This window comes from Thalassoglobus neptunius, assembly GCF_007859735.1.
Lineage (GTDB): Bacteria > Planctomycetota > Planctomycetia > Planctomycetales > Planctomycetaceae > Thalassoglobus > Thalassoglobus neptunius.
In genome coordinates, this window is sequence record NZ_SIHI01000001.1 from 2,211,578 (window position 1) to 2,226,173 (window position 14,596).

A 14,596-nucleotide genomic window follows, 5' to 3' on the forward strand; every position below is an offset into this window, starting at 1 on the left:
CCGTAGTGAACTATTTTACCCATGCTGTTCCGTTCCTCGGCTCGGACCTTTATGTCGTCGGTACCAGCATTCCAGACATGCTGGCTGTCGTGGATCGTCGGGCACGGCTTCGTCTCAAAGCTGTTGATCGCCGTATTGGTGTCGTCCAGCAATCGCCCAGCGACGTCGCGGAGCACGAACTTCTGAGCGGAATTCGCCAGCATCTTCTTGATGACCGCTGGTTTCATGGGACCGAAGGGTTTTATTCGGTCACCGCCAAGCTGGGGGAAGAGTTTCGAAGCGTATTGCCAGAGGCAGATTCGTGGAGGTGTGGATTTTTGGGACACCTTGTGATGGAGCTGCTCCTCGACGATGTGCTAATTGAACTCGATCGGTCTCGACTGGAAGCGTTTTACGAGAGTTTTCAACGCGTCGATCACTCGTACGTTCAGGCGATTGTCTCCAGTGTCGCCACACGGGAAGTGCCGGATCTGGCGAGGTTTCTGGGGCTCTTTCTCAACGAGCGTTTTCTTGATGACTACGCAAACGATGAACGGCTTCGCTTCCGACTCAATCAAGTCATGAAACGTGTGAAGCTCGATCCGCTTCCGGAGTCTGTCTTTCCGGTCCTCGAGTTTGGCCGCGGCCTCGTCAAAGAAAACGTGGCTGCGCTTCTCCCTCTTGAGATGTTTCCCAATCGCGACGTGCTCGGCGATCTCTCGTAACGACGCTGCGTTTCTGCTGCAGGCGATTTGCAATTGGTAGTGACTGTCGTTTCCACTGTAAGTGTTGACTCGACATCTGCGCGGGGCACCGGGGTCTCCCCAGGTGCGAAGACAGACATATCCCGACGAATCCACGAGAATGGTACGAGTCGGATCTTCCACAAAGCTGACTGTTCAATTCATATGAAGATTCGCCAACCCTTTCGTAAGTGGTTTTGACACCCTAAACTTTCGTCAATCTCAGCGCGTCTGATTCGAAGAACGCGCATTGGACTCGCGGTCACATCCAACCTTCGTTTCGATATTCATGGTAAGGCACGGACATGGCAGGGAATGATTGGCTCCAACAGTTTGTGGACGACGACACGATCAGTGCGGACCAGCTTGCCGAAGCGATCAACGTCGCTCAGGCCGGTGGAATCATGCCGGAAGATGCTCTTGTCAAACTCGGCTACGTCGACGAGTCACGAATCGCCGAAGCCAAGGCGAACGCTTTCGGATTCAATTTCACCGACCTCGACAATCTCGAAATTCCGGCGGCCATCATCGAGTTGGTCCCCGAATCGGTCGCTCGTGAAAACACGTGTGTTCCGGTTGAATTTATGGGGGAACGACTGGTCGTCGCTGTTGTCGACCCCATGAACTTCGAGGTGATGGAGAAGCTGAGGTTCATTCTAAATAAAGATGTCGAGTTGACGATGGCCTCGAAAGAGTCCATCAACGAGTCGATCAATCGACACTACGGCGGTTCAGAAACGGAATCTGTGGACTCAATGCTGATGGAGTTCACCGAAACAGCGATCGACTTCACGGAGACCGATCTCACCTCCGCCGAAGCGGATGCTTCGGATGAGGAGTCGTCGCCAATCGTTCGGCTGGTGAATCTGATTATCACAGAAGCAGCGAATATGCGGGCGAGTGATATTCATGTCGAACCATTCGAGGACCGGATTCGAATTCGGTATCGGATCGACGGCGTCCTCGTTGAGCGGGACAGCCCTCCGCGACGATTGCTCGCTGCACTGACCTCGCGTTTAAAGGTGATGGCGCGAATGGACATCGCTGAAAAGCGTCGACCTCAGGATGGTCGAATCAAAACGCGAGTCGGCGGGAAAGAGATCGACTTGCGAGTGAGTGTTCTCCCGACCAACCACGGTCAGGCGATCGTTCTTCGAATTCTGGATCGAGACAATATTAAGGTCGGGATTCGAAATCTGGGCTTCAGCGAAGAGAACTACCGAAGATTTCAAAACATTATCCGTCGCCCGAACGGAATCTTTCTGGTGACAGGTCCTACGGGAAGTGGCAAGACCACGACGCTCTACAGTGCTCTCGGAGAACTCAATCGGCCGGACAGAAAGATCATCACCGCGGAAGATCCGGTGGAGTACTACCTGCCCGGGATCAATCAGGTCGAAGTGCGGCACAATATCGGGCTCGATTTTGCCCGGATCATTCGTGCCATGCTGCGACAGGCGCCGAACGTGATTCTCGTCGGTGAAATCCGCGATACCGAGACCGGAGAAATGGCAATTCAGGCTTCTTTGACTGGACACTTGGTTTTTAGTACTCTTCACACGAACGATGCGCCCGGTTCTATTACACGATTGATCGATATGGGTGTTCAGCCATTTCTTGTCGCTTCGAGCCTGATGGCCGTGATGGCCCAGCGTCTGATTCGTGTGGTCTGTTCCAAGTGCGGAACGTCATATCAGCCCGATCAAGAAGAACTCGACTTCTTCGAACTCTCACCGGAACAGTTGGAATCTGCGAACTTCCGACACGGGACAGGTTGTGCCAATTGTCAGCACACAGGGTTTCGCGGTCGAAAAGCTGTGTTCGAATTGATGATGATGAATTCCACAATTCGAGACATGGCGTTCCGGAGTGAGCCAGCTCAGAATATTCGTCGGCAAGCACGCCTGTTTGGTATGAAATCTCTGGATATGGACGCAATCGACAAGGCTCTCGAAGGAGTCTCGACTCTCAGCGAAGCGTACAAGTTGCGAACAGGAGGCCACTAGGTTGTGTCCAGATTGCGACGAAATCTCCTCGATACTGTTGCTCGCGAGCGTCAAAGTTGTCGAGGTGTGTCGTCGTTGTGAGTTTTTGGTTTTGGTTTGGGGTCATTTTGACGTTACTCGATTAGGGAGGAGGGTGTCGAAAGTTGTCGTCGGGATGAGCGCCGGTTCGTTTGTTCGCAGAGCAGGACTGGTGAGCCAGTGTTGTTCGCCGGGCAGTTCAACGGGCGTGCTCAGATCGGACTCTGGTCAGCATTCTGGCGGTCAAATTCGCATTCTGCATTCTTGATATCGATAATTCCCTCGCTGTGGGCATCACGCCTCAGCGATCCAGTTCACATCACGAAGGTCAATATTCGGTGACAATTCAGATCGACAAACTGTTGGAGACAGTGGTCCGAGAACGCGTGAGTGATTTGCATCTCACGACGGGACAGCCTCCAGTTGTTCGCCTCTCCGGGCGAATGCAACGTTTGGACACGAAATCGCTCGAGCCCGCAGATACCGTGGCTCTGATGAAGAGTATTACCCCGGAGCGAAACCAGCAGGAACTCCAGGAAGTTGGGGGAACGGACTTTGGTTTTGCGTTCGGTGACAAAGCGAGATTTCGCGTTGCTGTGTTTAAGCAGCGTGGTCAAGTCGCACTCGTGCTCCGGCGAATTCCCAACGAGTTTCTCACCTTCGAGCAACTCGGGTTGCCGCCGATTATCTCCGAGTTGATCTCACGACCTCGTGGACTCTTCCTCGTGACCGGTCCGACGGGAAGTGGAAAGACGACGTCGCTGGCGAGTATGATCAACTGGCTCAATGATCATGAGCAGCATCACATCATTACTCTCGAAGACCCGATTGAGTATTACCACGACCATAAGAAGTCCACGATTAACCAGCGTGAAGTCGGTGTCGATGTCCCGAACTTCCCGGAAGCACTCCGCCGGGCTTTGCGTATGGACCCCGATGTGATTCTCGTGGGGGAAATGCGAGACCTTGAAACCATTTCGTCTGCGATCACAGCGGCGGAAACGGGGCACGTGGTCTTTGGAACGCTTCACACGACCGGTGCTCAAGGAACCGTGGATCGTATCATCGACGTGTTCCCGACGAGCCAGCAGGAACAGATCCGAACGCAGTTGTCCGCTGCGATTATCGGGATTTTGAGTCAGGCTCTCCTTCCCCGTATTCCAAAGGGGCTGGTGGCTGCTTACGAGATGCTGGTCGTGACTCCGGCGATTGCAAACCTCATCCGTGAAGCGAAGACGTTTCGTATCAACTCTTCGATTCAGACAGGCCGGAAGTACGGAATGCAGCTGCTCGACGATGCGTTGTACGACCTCTGGGCCAAAGGCTTGTGTGAAGAGCGGGACGTGGTTGTTCGATCCAACAACCCGGGAGAAATTCGTGCCCGAATCGCCAACGCCAAGCATGGTGAGATCGACGATGAAGAGGAAGATGATGAGGACGAGTGGGAAGATGATTGATTTCCGGCTTGCTGTTGTGTTGTAGGCCGAGTTCGTTTCCATCAATCCGTCGTCAGCGCCGCTGGAACTGTCTTCGTGAAAGGCAGTCAGCAAGTGAACATCTCCCGAAACTGAATCCAACTCCAAGTCAGACATTGAGCCAGGAAGCCACATATGGCACAGCGCAAACTCGGACAAATTCTGGTCGACCTCGGCTATCTCAATGAAGATCAGCTGTGGGATGTGCTCGAGGAACAGAAGCAGTCCCCCGGGGAAGTGATTGGCCAGGTTGCCAAACGCATGGGGCTGGTCACTGAAGATCAGATTACCGAAGCGCTGGCTGAGCAGTTTGGGATGCCGGTGGTTGCCCTGGGCGAAACCACAATCCCGCCGAAAGTGCTCGAACTCGTCCCTGAAACAATGGCGAGCGTTTACAAGATCATGCCTATCTCGCTTCAGGATAATGTCCTGACAGTTGCGATGGCAGACCCCCAGAACCTCGCGGCTCTCGACGATCTGCGAAACTTTCTGGGATACGATGTTCGCGGGGCTGTGTCATCCTTGAACGAAGTCGAAGAGTCGATCGCTCGACACTACGCTTCGCAAGAAGATGACATGGAAAACCTGATGGACCAGCTCGAAGATCTGGATTTCGGGAACAAGACGCTGCAAGTCCAGCAGGGTGCCTACGACATCAGTGGTGAAGATGAGATCACAAGCTCTCATCCGATCCGGAAGTTGCTCAACATGGTGATGTTGCTGGCGATCAAGGATCAGGCCAGCGATATTCATTTCGAACCGTTCGAAGATGAATTCAAGATCCGCGTTCGTGCGGACGGTGTTCTCTACGAAATGGTTCCTCCGCCACGTCACCTCGCTGCTGCGATCGTCAGTCGAATTAAGGTGATGGCGAACCTCGACATTGCCGAACGACGGTTGCCTCAGGATGGTCGAATCGAATTGAACGTCGGGGGAAACCCTGTCGACCTTCGTGTGAGTGTGTTGCCAACGATGTTTGGCGAAGCGGTCGTTATGCGAGTTCTGGACCGGACCGTGGTCCAGCTGGATCTTGCCAAGATCGGAATGGACCCGCTCACGCTTTCACGTTTCCGCGAGATGATTTTCCGTCCCAACGGAATTGTGCTTGTGACGGGGCCAACCGGATCGGGAAAGACGACGACGCTCTATTCCGCGTTGAATGAACTCAACGATATCGAAACCAAACTGATTACGACCGAAGACCCGATCGAATATGACATCGACGGGCTGATTCAGGTTCCGATCAATTCTGATATCGACGTCACATTCGCAGCGGCACTGCGAGCCATTTTGCGGCACGACCCCGATAAAATTCTCGTCGGGGAAATTCGAGACTTCGAGACCGCCGAGATTGCCGTTCAAAGTGCTCTGACCGGACACCTTGTGTTCTCGACGCTTCACACCAACGACGCCCCGTCAGCGATTACGCGACTTCGCGATATGGGAGTTCCGCCGTTCCTGATCACAGCGACGGTCGAGTCGATTCTTGCTCAGCGGCTTGTGAGAAAAATCTGCGTGGAGTGCCGAACAGAGTTTGAACCGAGTGACGAACTCCTGATGGAGTTGCAACTGCCAATCGAGCAGGCGCGGAAGTACAAGTTCTACTACGGCAAGGGATGCCCGCGATGTAACAACGCCGGTTACAAGGGGCGAACCGGTCTCTACGAACTCATGGAAGTCAATGATGACATCCGAGACATGATCTCTTCGAACTCATCTGTTGATGAAATGCGAAATCTCGCTCGCAGCCACGGAATGACCACCCTTCGTGAAGCGGGGCTGAAACTGATTTTCGATGGGGTCACAACCATTGATGAAGTGGTTCGCGAAACAGTGATGGAAGATATCGAATAACGGAATCCTCACCGAAGAGAACCATTTTGGTGAGGCCAGTTCACAGAAGATTTATCGATCCAACTTAATATTCCTTGGGGACGTATCACGGTGCCCCTTCCTCTGTCCTGAACAGGGATCAGCGAAATGCCAGTCTTTCAATATGAAGCGATGGACAACACCGGCCTCGAGGTCAAGGACACGATCGAGGCGCCAACGGAACAGGAAGCTCAGGCGCTGATCCGTGAGAAGGGGTTTTACGTCACCAAGATCTCGGAGAAGGTGGCGAAGAAGAAGAAAGATGCCACTAAAAAGCCCCAAGGTCCCAAGAAGAAACAAGCCTTCACGATCGGTGGAGTGAGTGCCAAGAAGCTGACCATGTTCACGCGGCAGCTGTCGACGCTTCAGGATGCGGGTCTTCCGATTCTGCGAAGCCTCCGCATTCTGGAAGGACAGGAAAAGCCGGGAGCACTCAAAAACTCACTCATGGGCGTGATTGAGGATGTCGAGTCCGGGAACACGCTTTCCGAGGCAATGGCCAAACAGCCAAAAGCCTTCGATAACCTCTACGTCAACATGGTGAAAGCCGGGGAGGCCGGGGGGGCACTCGAAGTCATCCTTCAGCGTCTTGCCGAGTTCAAGGAGCGATCGCAGACATTGAAGCGGAAAGTCCAGGGAGCCATGGTTTACCCGGTTGCGGTGATCACCGTGGCGACCGGGATTGTGGGCTTCATTATGTACTGGATTATCCCGAAGTTCAAAGAGATCTTCATGGACTTCGGTGTCGAATTGCCAGCGATTACCGAGTGGCTGATCTACGCCAGCGACTGGGTTGTTAACTACTGGTATCTGATCCCCACGATTCCATTTGCAATGTTCGTGGTGGTGAAGCTCATTAAGAAGAATAAGACGGGGGCATATATCATAGATAGGATTGTGCTCAAAATCCCGGTGCTCGGTCAGATCGTCAAGAAGTCGACGATTGCGCGAACGTGTCGGACGTTAGGGACGTTAATCGCGTCGGGGGTGCCGATTCTGGAGGCCCTCTCGATTGCCCGGGACACGGCGGGGAATGAGGTGTTTCGGCGGGCGTTCGATCATATCTATTCGTCGATTCGCGAAGGGGAGTCGATGGCCGTTCCGCTTCGTGAAACACGCATCACCGACGATCTCGTCGTGAACATGGTCGATGTCGGTGAGGAGACCGGTGCGCTGGATAACATGCTGTACAAAGTCGCCGACGTGTACGACGAAGAAGTCTCGGTGCTCGTTGAAAGTTTGATCAACCTCCTCGAGCCACTCATGGTGGTCGTGCTGGGTCTGATTGTGGGTTTTATCGTGATTGCTCTGTTTATGCCGTTGGTGAAGTTGCTCAACGAACTCTCGTAGTTCCTTTGGACACGCAGCGACACCAAAATCCTGTTTGTTTCCGCGACTTGGCACAGTCCATGCGTTACCTGAGACTGTCGTCGGTTCTGGCGGAAAAGCGAATCATGGCAACACATCAGTAAGAGCAAGACGATACGAGGGTGTAGCGTTTTGCGGCAGAAAGTCAGCCGACACGAAGTGGAGTGGAATTGATGAGACAAGCATCTTCATTCACAAGCCAACAAAGACTGAACGGCGTGCCGGCACGGTCTGAGACGGGTGATCGCCGAATGATGCAAGGCGAAAAACGATCAGCGTTCACGCTTGTGGAACTGGTCGTGGTCATTCTGGTCATCGGAATTCTGATGGCCTTCCTGTTCCCGGCCATCAATCAGGTCATCACCAATTCCCGAGTGGCTCAAGTCACCGCCGAGATCAAAAGTCTCGACAGTGCTCTGGCCGCCTTCAAAAGCAAATACGGAATCTCACCGCCGAGCCGGTTGCGCCTTTACGAAGAAGCGGCAGGGTGGGTGAATGATACTTCCCTACAAGCTCGAGAAAGCAAAGCCTATCTGCGTCAAATCTGGCCGGAGATGGACTTCACTTATGCTGCTGCCCCAACACCTGGGGAACTCGACATCGACGGGGATGGAACAATCCGAGCTGAATCGGACGGACCAATTGTTCTGACCGGAGCAGAATGTCTCGTCTTCTTCCTCGGTGGAGTTTGTGCCACTGAAGACTCAGCAGGAAACCCAATTCGTAACGCGGACGGATCCCTCGGAACCGCAGCCGCTCCGGCGAAGTGGGCTCCTCTTGGATTTTCGACAGACCAGACGTTTCCGTTTCGACGAGGCGGAAGTCGCGTTGCTCCGTTTCACGAATTTGATTCCGCGCGGTTGGTCAACGTGAATGATCCAACGTCCCAGCCTGGTCGGAACATGCCTGAGTATCTCGATTCACTGCCAGGGCAGGTTTCGCCGTACATCTATGCGAGTTCTTACGACGGTCGCGGATACAACAAAGACACCATGACGAACGTGTACCTCGACATCGATCTGGGGGCACCGTCATTCGCTTCGCCAACGTCGATTTATCTTTCCAGTGACCCGGATGGGAGTGTGAACACAGACGTCTCGAACGACGTTCCCTATCAGGCGAATTCCTATCAGATCATCTCCCCAGGTTTTGATAACAGCTATGGAGTGGGAGGACTTTACGATCCTGACACCGGATTCGATGCAAATCGAGGTGATGAAAAAGACAACATCACCAACTTCTCAAGCGGCGTCCTGGATTCGAACTAATCCCAGATCAGCCCCGATTTCAATCTCGGTACTTCTCACGTGACAGCCTCACAGGCAGGACAATGTTGAACAAGCAACCTCATCGACAACAAGATTCAAGACGCGGGTTCACGCTGGTCGAACTCCTCGTCGCTCTCGTTGTCATCGGGATCCTGATGGCGTTGATCATCCCGACCATTGGCGGGTTCATGGGAGGCTTCCGTAACAACGCTGTCGTGAACACGATTTCCCAGGTCGATGCCGTGATTCAGGCACGAGTTGACGCACTCTCCAACCTGGATGTCAGCGTGGAAGCCAAGAAGCTGGCGACCTTGAACAATTCGCTCGATGAGAAAGAAGCGGAATACCTGATTCGCAAGAACCTGTATCGTCAGGCACTGCCACAGCGAATTGAAGACCTCTTCGGGTTCAATGGGGTCGACAATTCTGGCGGGCTGGATGATGCACCCGTCCTGTCAACGTGGCGGAACGAACCTGATTTTGGAAATTTCGAAACGACCACTGATGACAACCCACGTGCGTCGGGGAAAATTTTCCTCTACGCCCTCTTGAATGGATCTCAGGTACGGGCGATTCCGGGCGGCAAATCGTATTCACTTCCGGTCTTGAATCTGGATGACTTGAATCCGAATCATCTCGGCACTGACACAACGAATGACCTACAGTTTCTTATTGACGAATGGAATCAGCCGCTGCGGTTTTACAACTTCCCAACGGCGCTCGTTCGCCCCGGTGGAGGAACCAATGCCATCAACACTCAAGATGCAGCGCTGTTGATTTCGAATCTTCCGGACGGAAACACGCTGACATCGGATCCTCTCGACAAGACCAATCTGATTCAGCCGGGAATTTCTTCATCGAACTTTTCCCTGACCTATGCACCGTCAAATTCATTGACCGCACTGGGATTCAATCAGGCGAACTACCACACTCCCGCGACCTATTACACCCCGCTCCTCGTATCGATGGGACCTGACGGGTTTCTCGGCATGGGTGAGTCCACGTCGACGACTCCTGTCGAACGACTGGGGGATGTGACAAGCCGTGAGCAATTGACAGATAACATCAGCAATCGTCAGCAGTAGGAAAGTAATGCAAACTTCGCTGCGACAATTTGAATACCCCGAACGGCCGGACTCGCGTTCCGCCTTCACGCTGGTCGAATTGCTGGTTGTTGTGACCATCTTTTCGATCCTTGCGACGCTCGTCATTTCAGGGTTCACCTTGAATGATGGAGATCGGGTCGGGAATAGCCTTTCGACGTTCAAGAACGCGATCGAAGGGGCTCGCTCACGAGCGGTCAGTTCTCAAGCTGTGCGTGGCCTGCGGCTGTTGACAGATCCGAATAACCCCCGCATCGTGCGAAGCCTGGTTTATGTCGAAAGTCCCGGAACGGACGATGGCCTTTGCGATCTGCAATACCTTCCGGGAATGCGATCCTGGAGAGTCGTCAATCTCGACGATCCCAACACGACGAATCTCAATGCTCCCGAGAACCTGACCAATGACACCTGGAATGAATTTCAGTCTCGAGGGTTGTTGCAACCGGGGCTGCGAATCGAAATTCCTCGCGATAGCGGCAATTGGTACACCGTTCGCCAATTTGGGTTCGATGTTTTGGATATACCGGACGTTCTTAGCGCACGACCGACTGAAGATCCAATGACTTTTGATGTCGCGTTGATCTCCGGAATGTATGAGCCTTCGACATTCGATCCAACTGCGGGAGCTTCGGGGAACTACGTCGCTGCCCGACGGACTCGTGTCCCTTACCGGCTCGAACTCGCTCCAGCCGTGGCGGAAGGGGCGACGCCGATTCTGCTCGATCCACAAACTTGTATCGATCTGGATGGGTCACGTTTACCGGAATCCTGGCGGCTTCGTGAAGACACGAACCGTAATGGAGTCATCGACGGGATGGAGGCGGACCTCAATGATCCGATCACCGGAACCCCGAATGGGCTCTTTGATTTCGTCAACCGCTACTCCAGTCAGATGGACATTCTGTTCGGACCCGATGGAACGGTTTACGGAGACCTCCGTTCCTCCGGAATTCTGCACTTCCGACTCTGTTACCTGAGCGATGCAATTCTTGCTGAACCGCTCCGTCAAAGAGCGTTGTCGTTCGACTATTCGGCAGTTGGAGGCTATCCGAATTTCATCGTTCCGGCGGACCCGGAACGCGAGCACAAGGCATTATCTCTCTTCCCGCAAACGGGGGCTGTTGTGATCAGCGAGATCTCGCGTAAGAACGACGATGGCAATGAGATCTTCAACGAACGTGTGGACGCAACGCCATTCGAGTTTGCAGTCCGAGGAAGGGAAGCGAACCAATGATTCAGATTCCCAAATCGATGCATCAGAAGTGTCAAAACGTCACTTCCAGCGACAGACCTCTGCCCGGCCTGACCGGTCGAAGCGGGGCCACGCTGGTGGAAGTGTTGATGGCCCTGCTGATTTTCAGCGTCGCCATCACATCCGTCTTCACCCTGTTCCCGATTTCACTGCTGACCGCTCTTCGAGCGACTCAGGCGACCAACTCCAAATTCATGGCGGAGAACGTCGTCGAAGCCGTCCGATCACAACCCGGACTCCTCCACCCACCGATTCCTGGGACTCAGGTCTATCGAGGTGTCTGGCAACCGAATTTTAACTATGCAGTTGGAGATTTCGTCAGTCCCGTCCCGGATTCAGGAGCATTGTTTCCGAAACCAAATTTTGTTTATCGGTGCACGATCGGGACCCCATCCATGCCTCCGGGGAACGAACGTTCTGGGTTTACCGAACCTGACTGGCCTCAATCAACTGGCCCCACAGTTAACGATGGAAATTACACATGGACCCGGGTTGATTATCCGGTCGGTGGGTTCAGTGCGACCGGAGCACACTACGTCGTCGATCCATTGGGGCGATATAATAACAGTATCAATCCAACTGATTTCCGTTGGTTTGGTTTTAATAGCAATGCCGTGGTGAACGGAACAGCGATGAACCCCGGGCTTCCTCGAACGAAGGGTGGGTTCGAAACTTTCGGTACTGCGATTCAGGCTTTCTCGCAACCCGATTCATGGACCGTCCTCGTTGAAACGGTTCCTGTGTCCATTGATTTGACCGGCGCAAATCCAACGGTCACGTTTCCCGATGCGGTCGAACTCGACGGAATCCCGATTCCAACAAGTGCTCCATTTCCTGCAACTCCTCCGAGTCCCAACTATCGAATGGTTCTCGTCGGAGCTAACGGAGAGCGGACTGCGGTTTCCGGGCTGCTTGGTCGAATCAACCAAACCGTCACCCTGTCGGAGACGAGTTTACCGACGTTTATCTCTGCAGCTGCGATTCCCTCAACAGTGCGGATCGAGAATTTTACACCGCGATACACCTACCTGATGACTGTTCGTCAACTCGGGGCAAATGTTCCTCCGATTGTCACGGTCGTCATGCTCTTCAATCGGTCGTTCAACCCGGATGATGAACAGGTTTACAAAGCCAATTTCGGAAACAGTTCCTATTCGGACGACACCGAAGTGACCGGTGCCATTGGTTTCGATCAGGTGAAAATCTCCTGGGCGGGGCTACAAAAGCCGTTGCTGCGGGAGGGGAATTATATCTTCGATGCCCGAAATGTGCTGTGGTACAAGATGGCTGACATCAGTGTGAATGAAGCTGGAGAATTCGCAATCATCACGTTAACGGAGTCCGTTCAGGCGTTGACGGTCGATACGGGAACACCGGCCAACAGTGTGGGCCGGGCGATTTTGATGCCTGGGATTGTCGATATCTTCGAGTTGTAACCGGCATGTCAATGAATGGTTGCGAACCGACCATACTTTAATTTTCAAGAGAGAACGCAATTCAAGAGATTGAGTTTGACCGGCCGAGTGCGGCCATGAAATTCCGAATCGAGTCCACCATGAGATTTCGCAGAACAAATCGAAGCCAGAACTTAGCCCAGCGGGCAGGGTTCACTCTGGTTGAGATGCTTGTCTCGACTGCCCTGGTCGTGCTGATCATGCTGATGTTCGCGCAAATCTATGGTTCTGCAGTCGGTTCGATCACGGAACAGCGAGGCCTTGCGAACAACGACCAAAAGGCCCGACAGTTCGACACAACGATTCGACGTGATTTGCAGTCGATGACTTTTCGACAGCCTAGTTTCCCATACGGAGAAGTACGGGGAATTGTTCCGCTCGGTCCCGGAGATGGTCCGATCGTCGATCCGGCAAACCAGCGCGGGTTTCTGTACTACTCCGAGAATGATTTCAACGATCAAACGGACGATGTTCTGCATCTCACGACCATGGTGAAGATCGGACAGCGAGGAGATGCAGAATCCAAAGATCAACGACAGGGGTTTGTTGGTCGGGCTGCGAATCTCGCGGGAACAGATACCAATCAACCGGACGCGGATGATGGAGAGATTGGAAACGGCCTTGGACTCTCGCGAGCTGCCGAAGTCGTTTACTTCATGCGAAACGGAAATCTGTATCGTCGACAGTTACTGCTGCGGGATCCGTTGCCGGTCGATCCTCGATTCGATCCACAACCGACACGAACTGACGGGTTGCGAAGATTTCGATTCGACCCTGCTTCCGGAAGCTTCAACAACGGATGGCAGAATTACGCTGGCGATTTTCTCGACGACTTTGATTACTCAGCGACGCGGGTCTATTCGGGGACGGAGGATTCGTATCTCTGGTTTAACTCTGTTGACTCACTTGCGAATCATGTGGGCTTTGCGAATGTTCCGATGGCGATTCCCTGGAATCGTTTCGGTCACTTCAACAACTTTAGTACCACGAACGACGAGTTGGCCGATCACGGTTCGCCGCGCGAGTACGCTGATCAAAGCGATCCGACCACTTTCATTGGTCGACTGACTCAGGAAGAAACTTCCAACGCCATCATCACGTATCCCGGATCTGTCACGTTAACGGGACCGCAAACAGAAACGTATGCCTTCAGACGAACCAGCGTTCCCGCGACGGCTCCAATCATTGACCGGGGAGCTTTGAACGGGCTCAACGGAGGCCCGCGAGTTGGTGAAGACATCGTTCTGACGAATGTCGAGTCATTCGATGTCGAGATTTACGATTCAGAAGTCGGACGGTTTGTGGATATTGGAAACAACGACACAGGCACGAACAACGGAACGACTCAGTTTCAAACGCTGGCCACTCCCGGTGGGTCGGAGGCGGATGATCGACTGAATGTCTTTTACGGTCCAAGACGACCTGCGGATGGAGTCAATCGCGTCTTCGACACCTGGCACCCAAATGCAGAAGTCGTTGACATCGCGACTTCCGGATTGCCTTTGCCTGCGAATCCAACGACGGTTGTCTTTCCTCCATTCCGTCCTCTGCGAACGACAAACATCAATCCAGTGGATGCGTGGGCTCCGACAACAGCTGCCACCTTCGGAGAGGTCATCTATGTTCCGGCTCTGAACCCGAACATTGGGGTCGATCCGATTAACCGCAGCATGTTTTACACAGTGGTTTCCGGAGGGACGACGGGAGAACTGCAACCGGAATTTCCTCCCATCCCCGGAACGACGGTTCAAGATGGGTCAGTCACATGGCAGTGCATTGATAATCGAATCGGAATTCAGGGGCTGCGAATCACTGTTCGTTATCGAGACCAGCGCAGCACATTGCCTCGACAGTTGACGATCGTCCATTCGTTTGTCGAGTAGACCTCACAAAATATTCCCTCGCTTCAGATCTGAAGTGAGGGCAGAACATCCAATTCTGCTCAGACAGACTCCTCAAGTGAGGCGCGTTCCAACGAATTTGGAATGGCCTTGAGCGAGGTCGGATGACCCTGCGGTTTCCTCAGGGTTCGTTCGTGACGCATCATCGTTCTGTCTG

The 14,596-nt window shown here is 53.4% G+C and carries 10 protein-coding genes; all 10 read left to right on the forward strand.

The window, feature by feature from the left end:
* Positions 1–5 precede the first annotated feature (5 nt).
* Positions 6–704, forward strand: coding sequence for a hypothetical protein (locus KOR42_RS08725; protein ID WP_146508875.1), 699 nt, complete (start codon positions 6–8; stop codon positions 702–704).
* A 323-nt stretch (positions 705–1,027) separates the two neighbouring features.
* Entirely contained in the window at positions 1,028–2,728 is a 1,701-nt protein-coding gene (locus KOR42_RS08730) for a GspE/PulE family protein (RefSeq protein WP_146508877.1), read from the forward strand.
* 356 nt (positions 2,729–3,084) lie between these two features.
* A complete protein-coding gene (locus KOR42_RS08735) occupies positions 3,085–4,203 on the forward strand; it encodes a type IV pilus twitching motility protein PilT (RefSeq protein WP_146508879.1) in 1,119 nt (372 codons plus the stop codon).
* Positions 4,204–4,356: 153 nt separating this feature from the next.
* Entirely contained in the window at positions 4,357–6,075 is a 1,719-nt protein-coding gene (locus KOR42_RS08740) for a GspE/PulE family protein (protein WP_146508881.1), read from the forward strand.
* A gap of 126 nt (positions 6,076–6,201) precedes the next feature.
* The gene (locus KOR42_RS08745) at positions 6,202–7,443 is read left to right on the forward strand and encodes a type II secretion system F family protein (protein ID WP_146508883.1); all 1,242 of its coding nucleotides are present in this window, start codon (positions 6,202–6,204) and stop codon (positions 7,441–7,443) included.
* Positions 7,444–7,712: 269 nt separating this feature from the next.
* The gene (locus KOR42_RS08750) at positions 7,713–8,729 is read left to right on the forward strand and encodes a prepilin-type N-terminal cleavage/methylation domain-containing protein (protein WP_231740800.1); all 1,017 of its coding nucleotides are present in this window, start codon (positions 7,713–7,715) and stop codon (positions 8,727–8,729) included.
* 62 nt (positions 8,730–8,791) lie between these two features.
* Positions 8,792–9,814: a prepilin-type N-terminal cleavage/methylation domain-containing protein gene (locus tag KOR42_RS08755; RefSeq protein WP_146508887.1), complete on the forward strand. Its 1,023-nt coding sequence runs from the start codon at positions 8,792–8,794 to the stop codon at positions 9,812–9,814.
* A 7-nt stretch (positions 9,815–9,821) separates the two neighbouring features.
* Positions 9,822–11,066, forward strand: coding sequence for a pilus assembly FimT family protein (locus KOR42_RS08760; protein WP_146508889.1), 1,245 nt, complete (start codon positions 9,822–9,824; stop codon positions 11,064–11,066).
* On the forward strand, positions 11,063–12,520 hold the full coding sequence (locus tag KOR42_RS08765) for a type IV pilus modification PilV family protein (RefSeq protein ID WP_146508891.1): 1,458 nt from the start codon (positions 11,063–11,065) through the stop codon (positions 12,518–12,520). The genes KOR42_RS08760 and KOR42_RS08765 overlap by 4 nt, the downstream gene beginning before the upstream one ends.
* Before the next feature lie 119 nt (positions 12,521–12,639).
* The gene (locus KOR42_RS08770; protein ID WP_146508893.1) at positions 12,640–14,421 is read left to right on the forward strand and encodes a hypothetical protein; all 1,782 of its coding nucleotides are present in this window, start codon (positions 12,640–12,642) and stop codon (positions 14,419–14,421) included.
* Positions 14,422–14,596: the final 175 nt, after the last annotated feature.

Bases quoted from the DNA above. Each gene is read 5' to 3' on its own strand.
- KOR42_RS08730 (WP_146508877.1), top strand. From the start codon at position 1,028: ATGGCAGGGAATGATTGGCTCCAACAGTTTGTGGACGACGACACGATC.
- KOR42_RS08740 (WP_146508881.1), top strand. From the start codon at position 4,357: ATGGCACAGCGCAAACTCGGACAAATTCTGGTCGACCTCGGCTATCTC.
- KOR42_RS08745 (WP_146508883.1), top strand. From the start codon at position 6,202: ATGCCAGTCTTTCAATATGAAGCGATGGACAACACCGGCCTCGAGGTC.
- KOR42_RS08750 (WP_231740800.1), top strand. From the start codon at position 7,713: ATGATGCAAGGCGAAAAACGATCAGCGTTCACGCTTGTGGAACTGGTC.
- KOR42_RS08755 (WP_146508887.1), top strand. From the start codon at position 8,792: ATGTTGAACAAGCAACCTCATCGACAACAAGATTCAAGACGCGGGTTC.
- KOR42_RS08760 (WP_146508889.1), top strand. From the start codon at position 9,822: ATGCAAACTTCGCTGCGACAATTTGAATACCCCGAACGGCCGGACTCG.
- KOR42_RS08765 (WP_146508891.1), top strand. From the start codon at position 11,063: ATGATTCAGATTCCCAAATCGATGCATCAGAAGTGTCAAAACGTCACT.
- KOR42_RS08770 (WP_146508893.1), top strand. From the start codon at position 12,640: ATGAGATTTCGCAGAACAAATCGAAGCCAGAACTTAGCCCAGCGGGCA.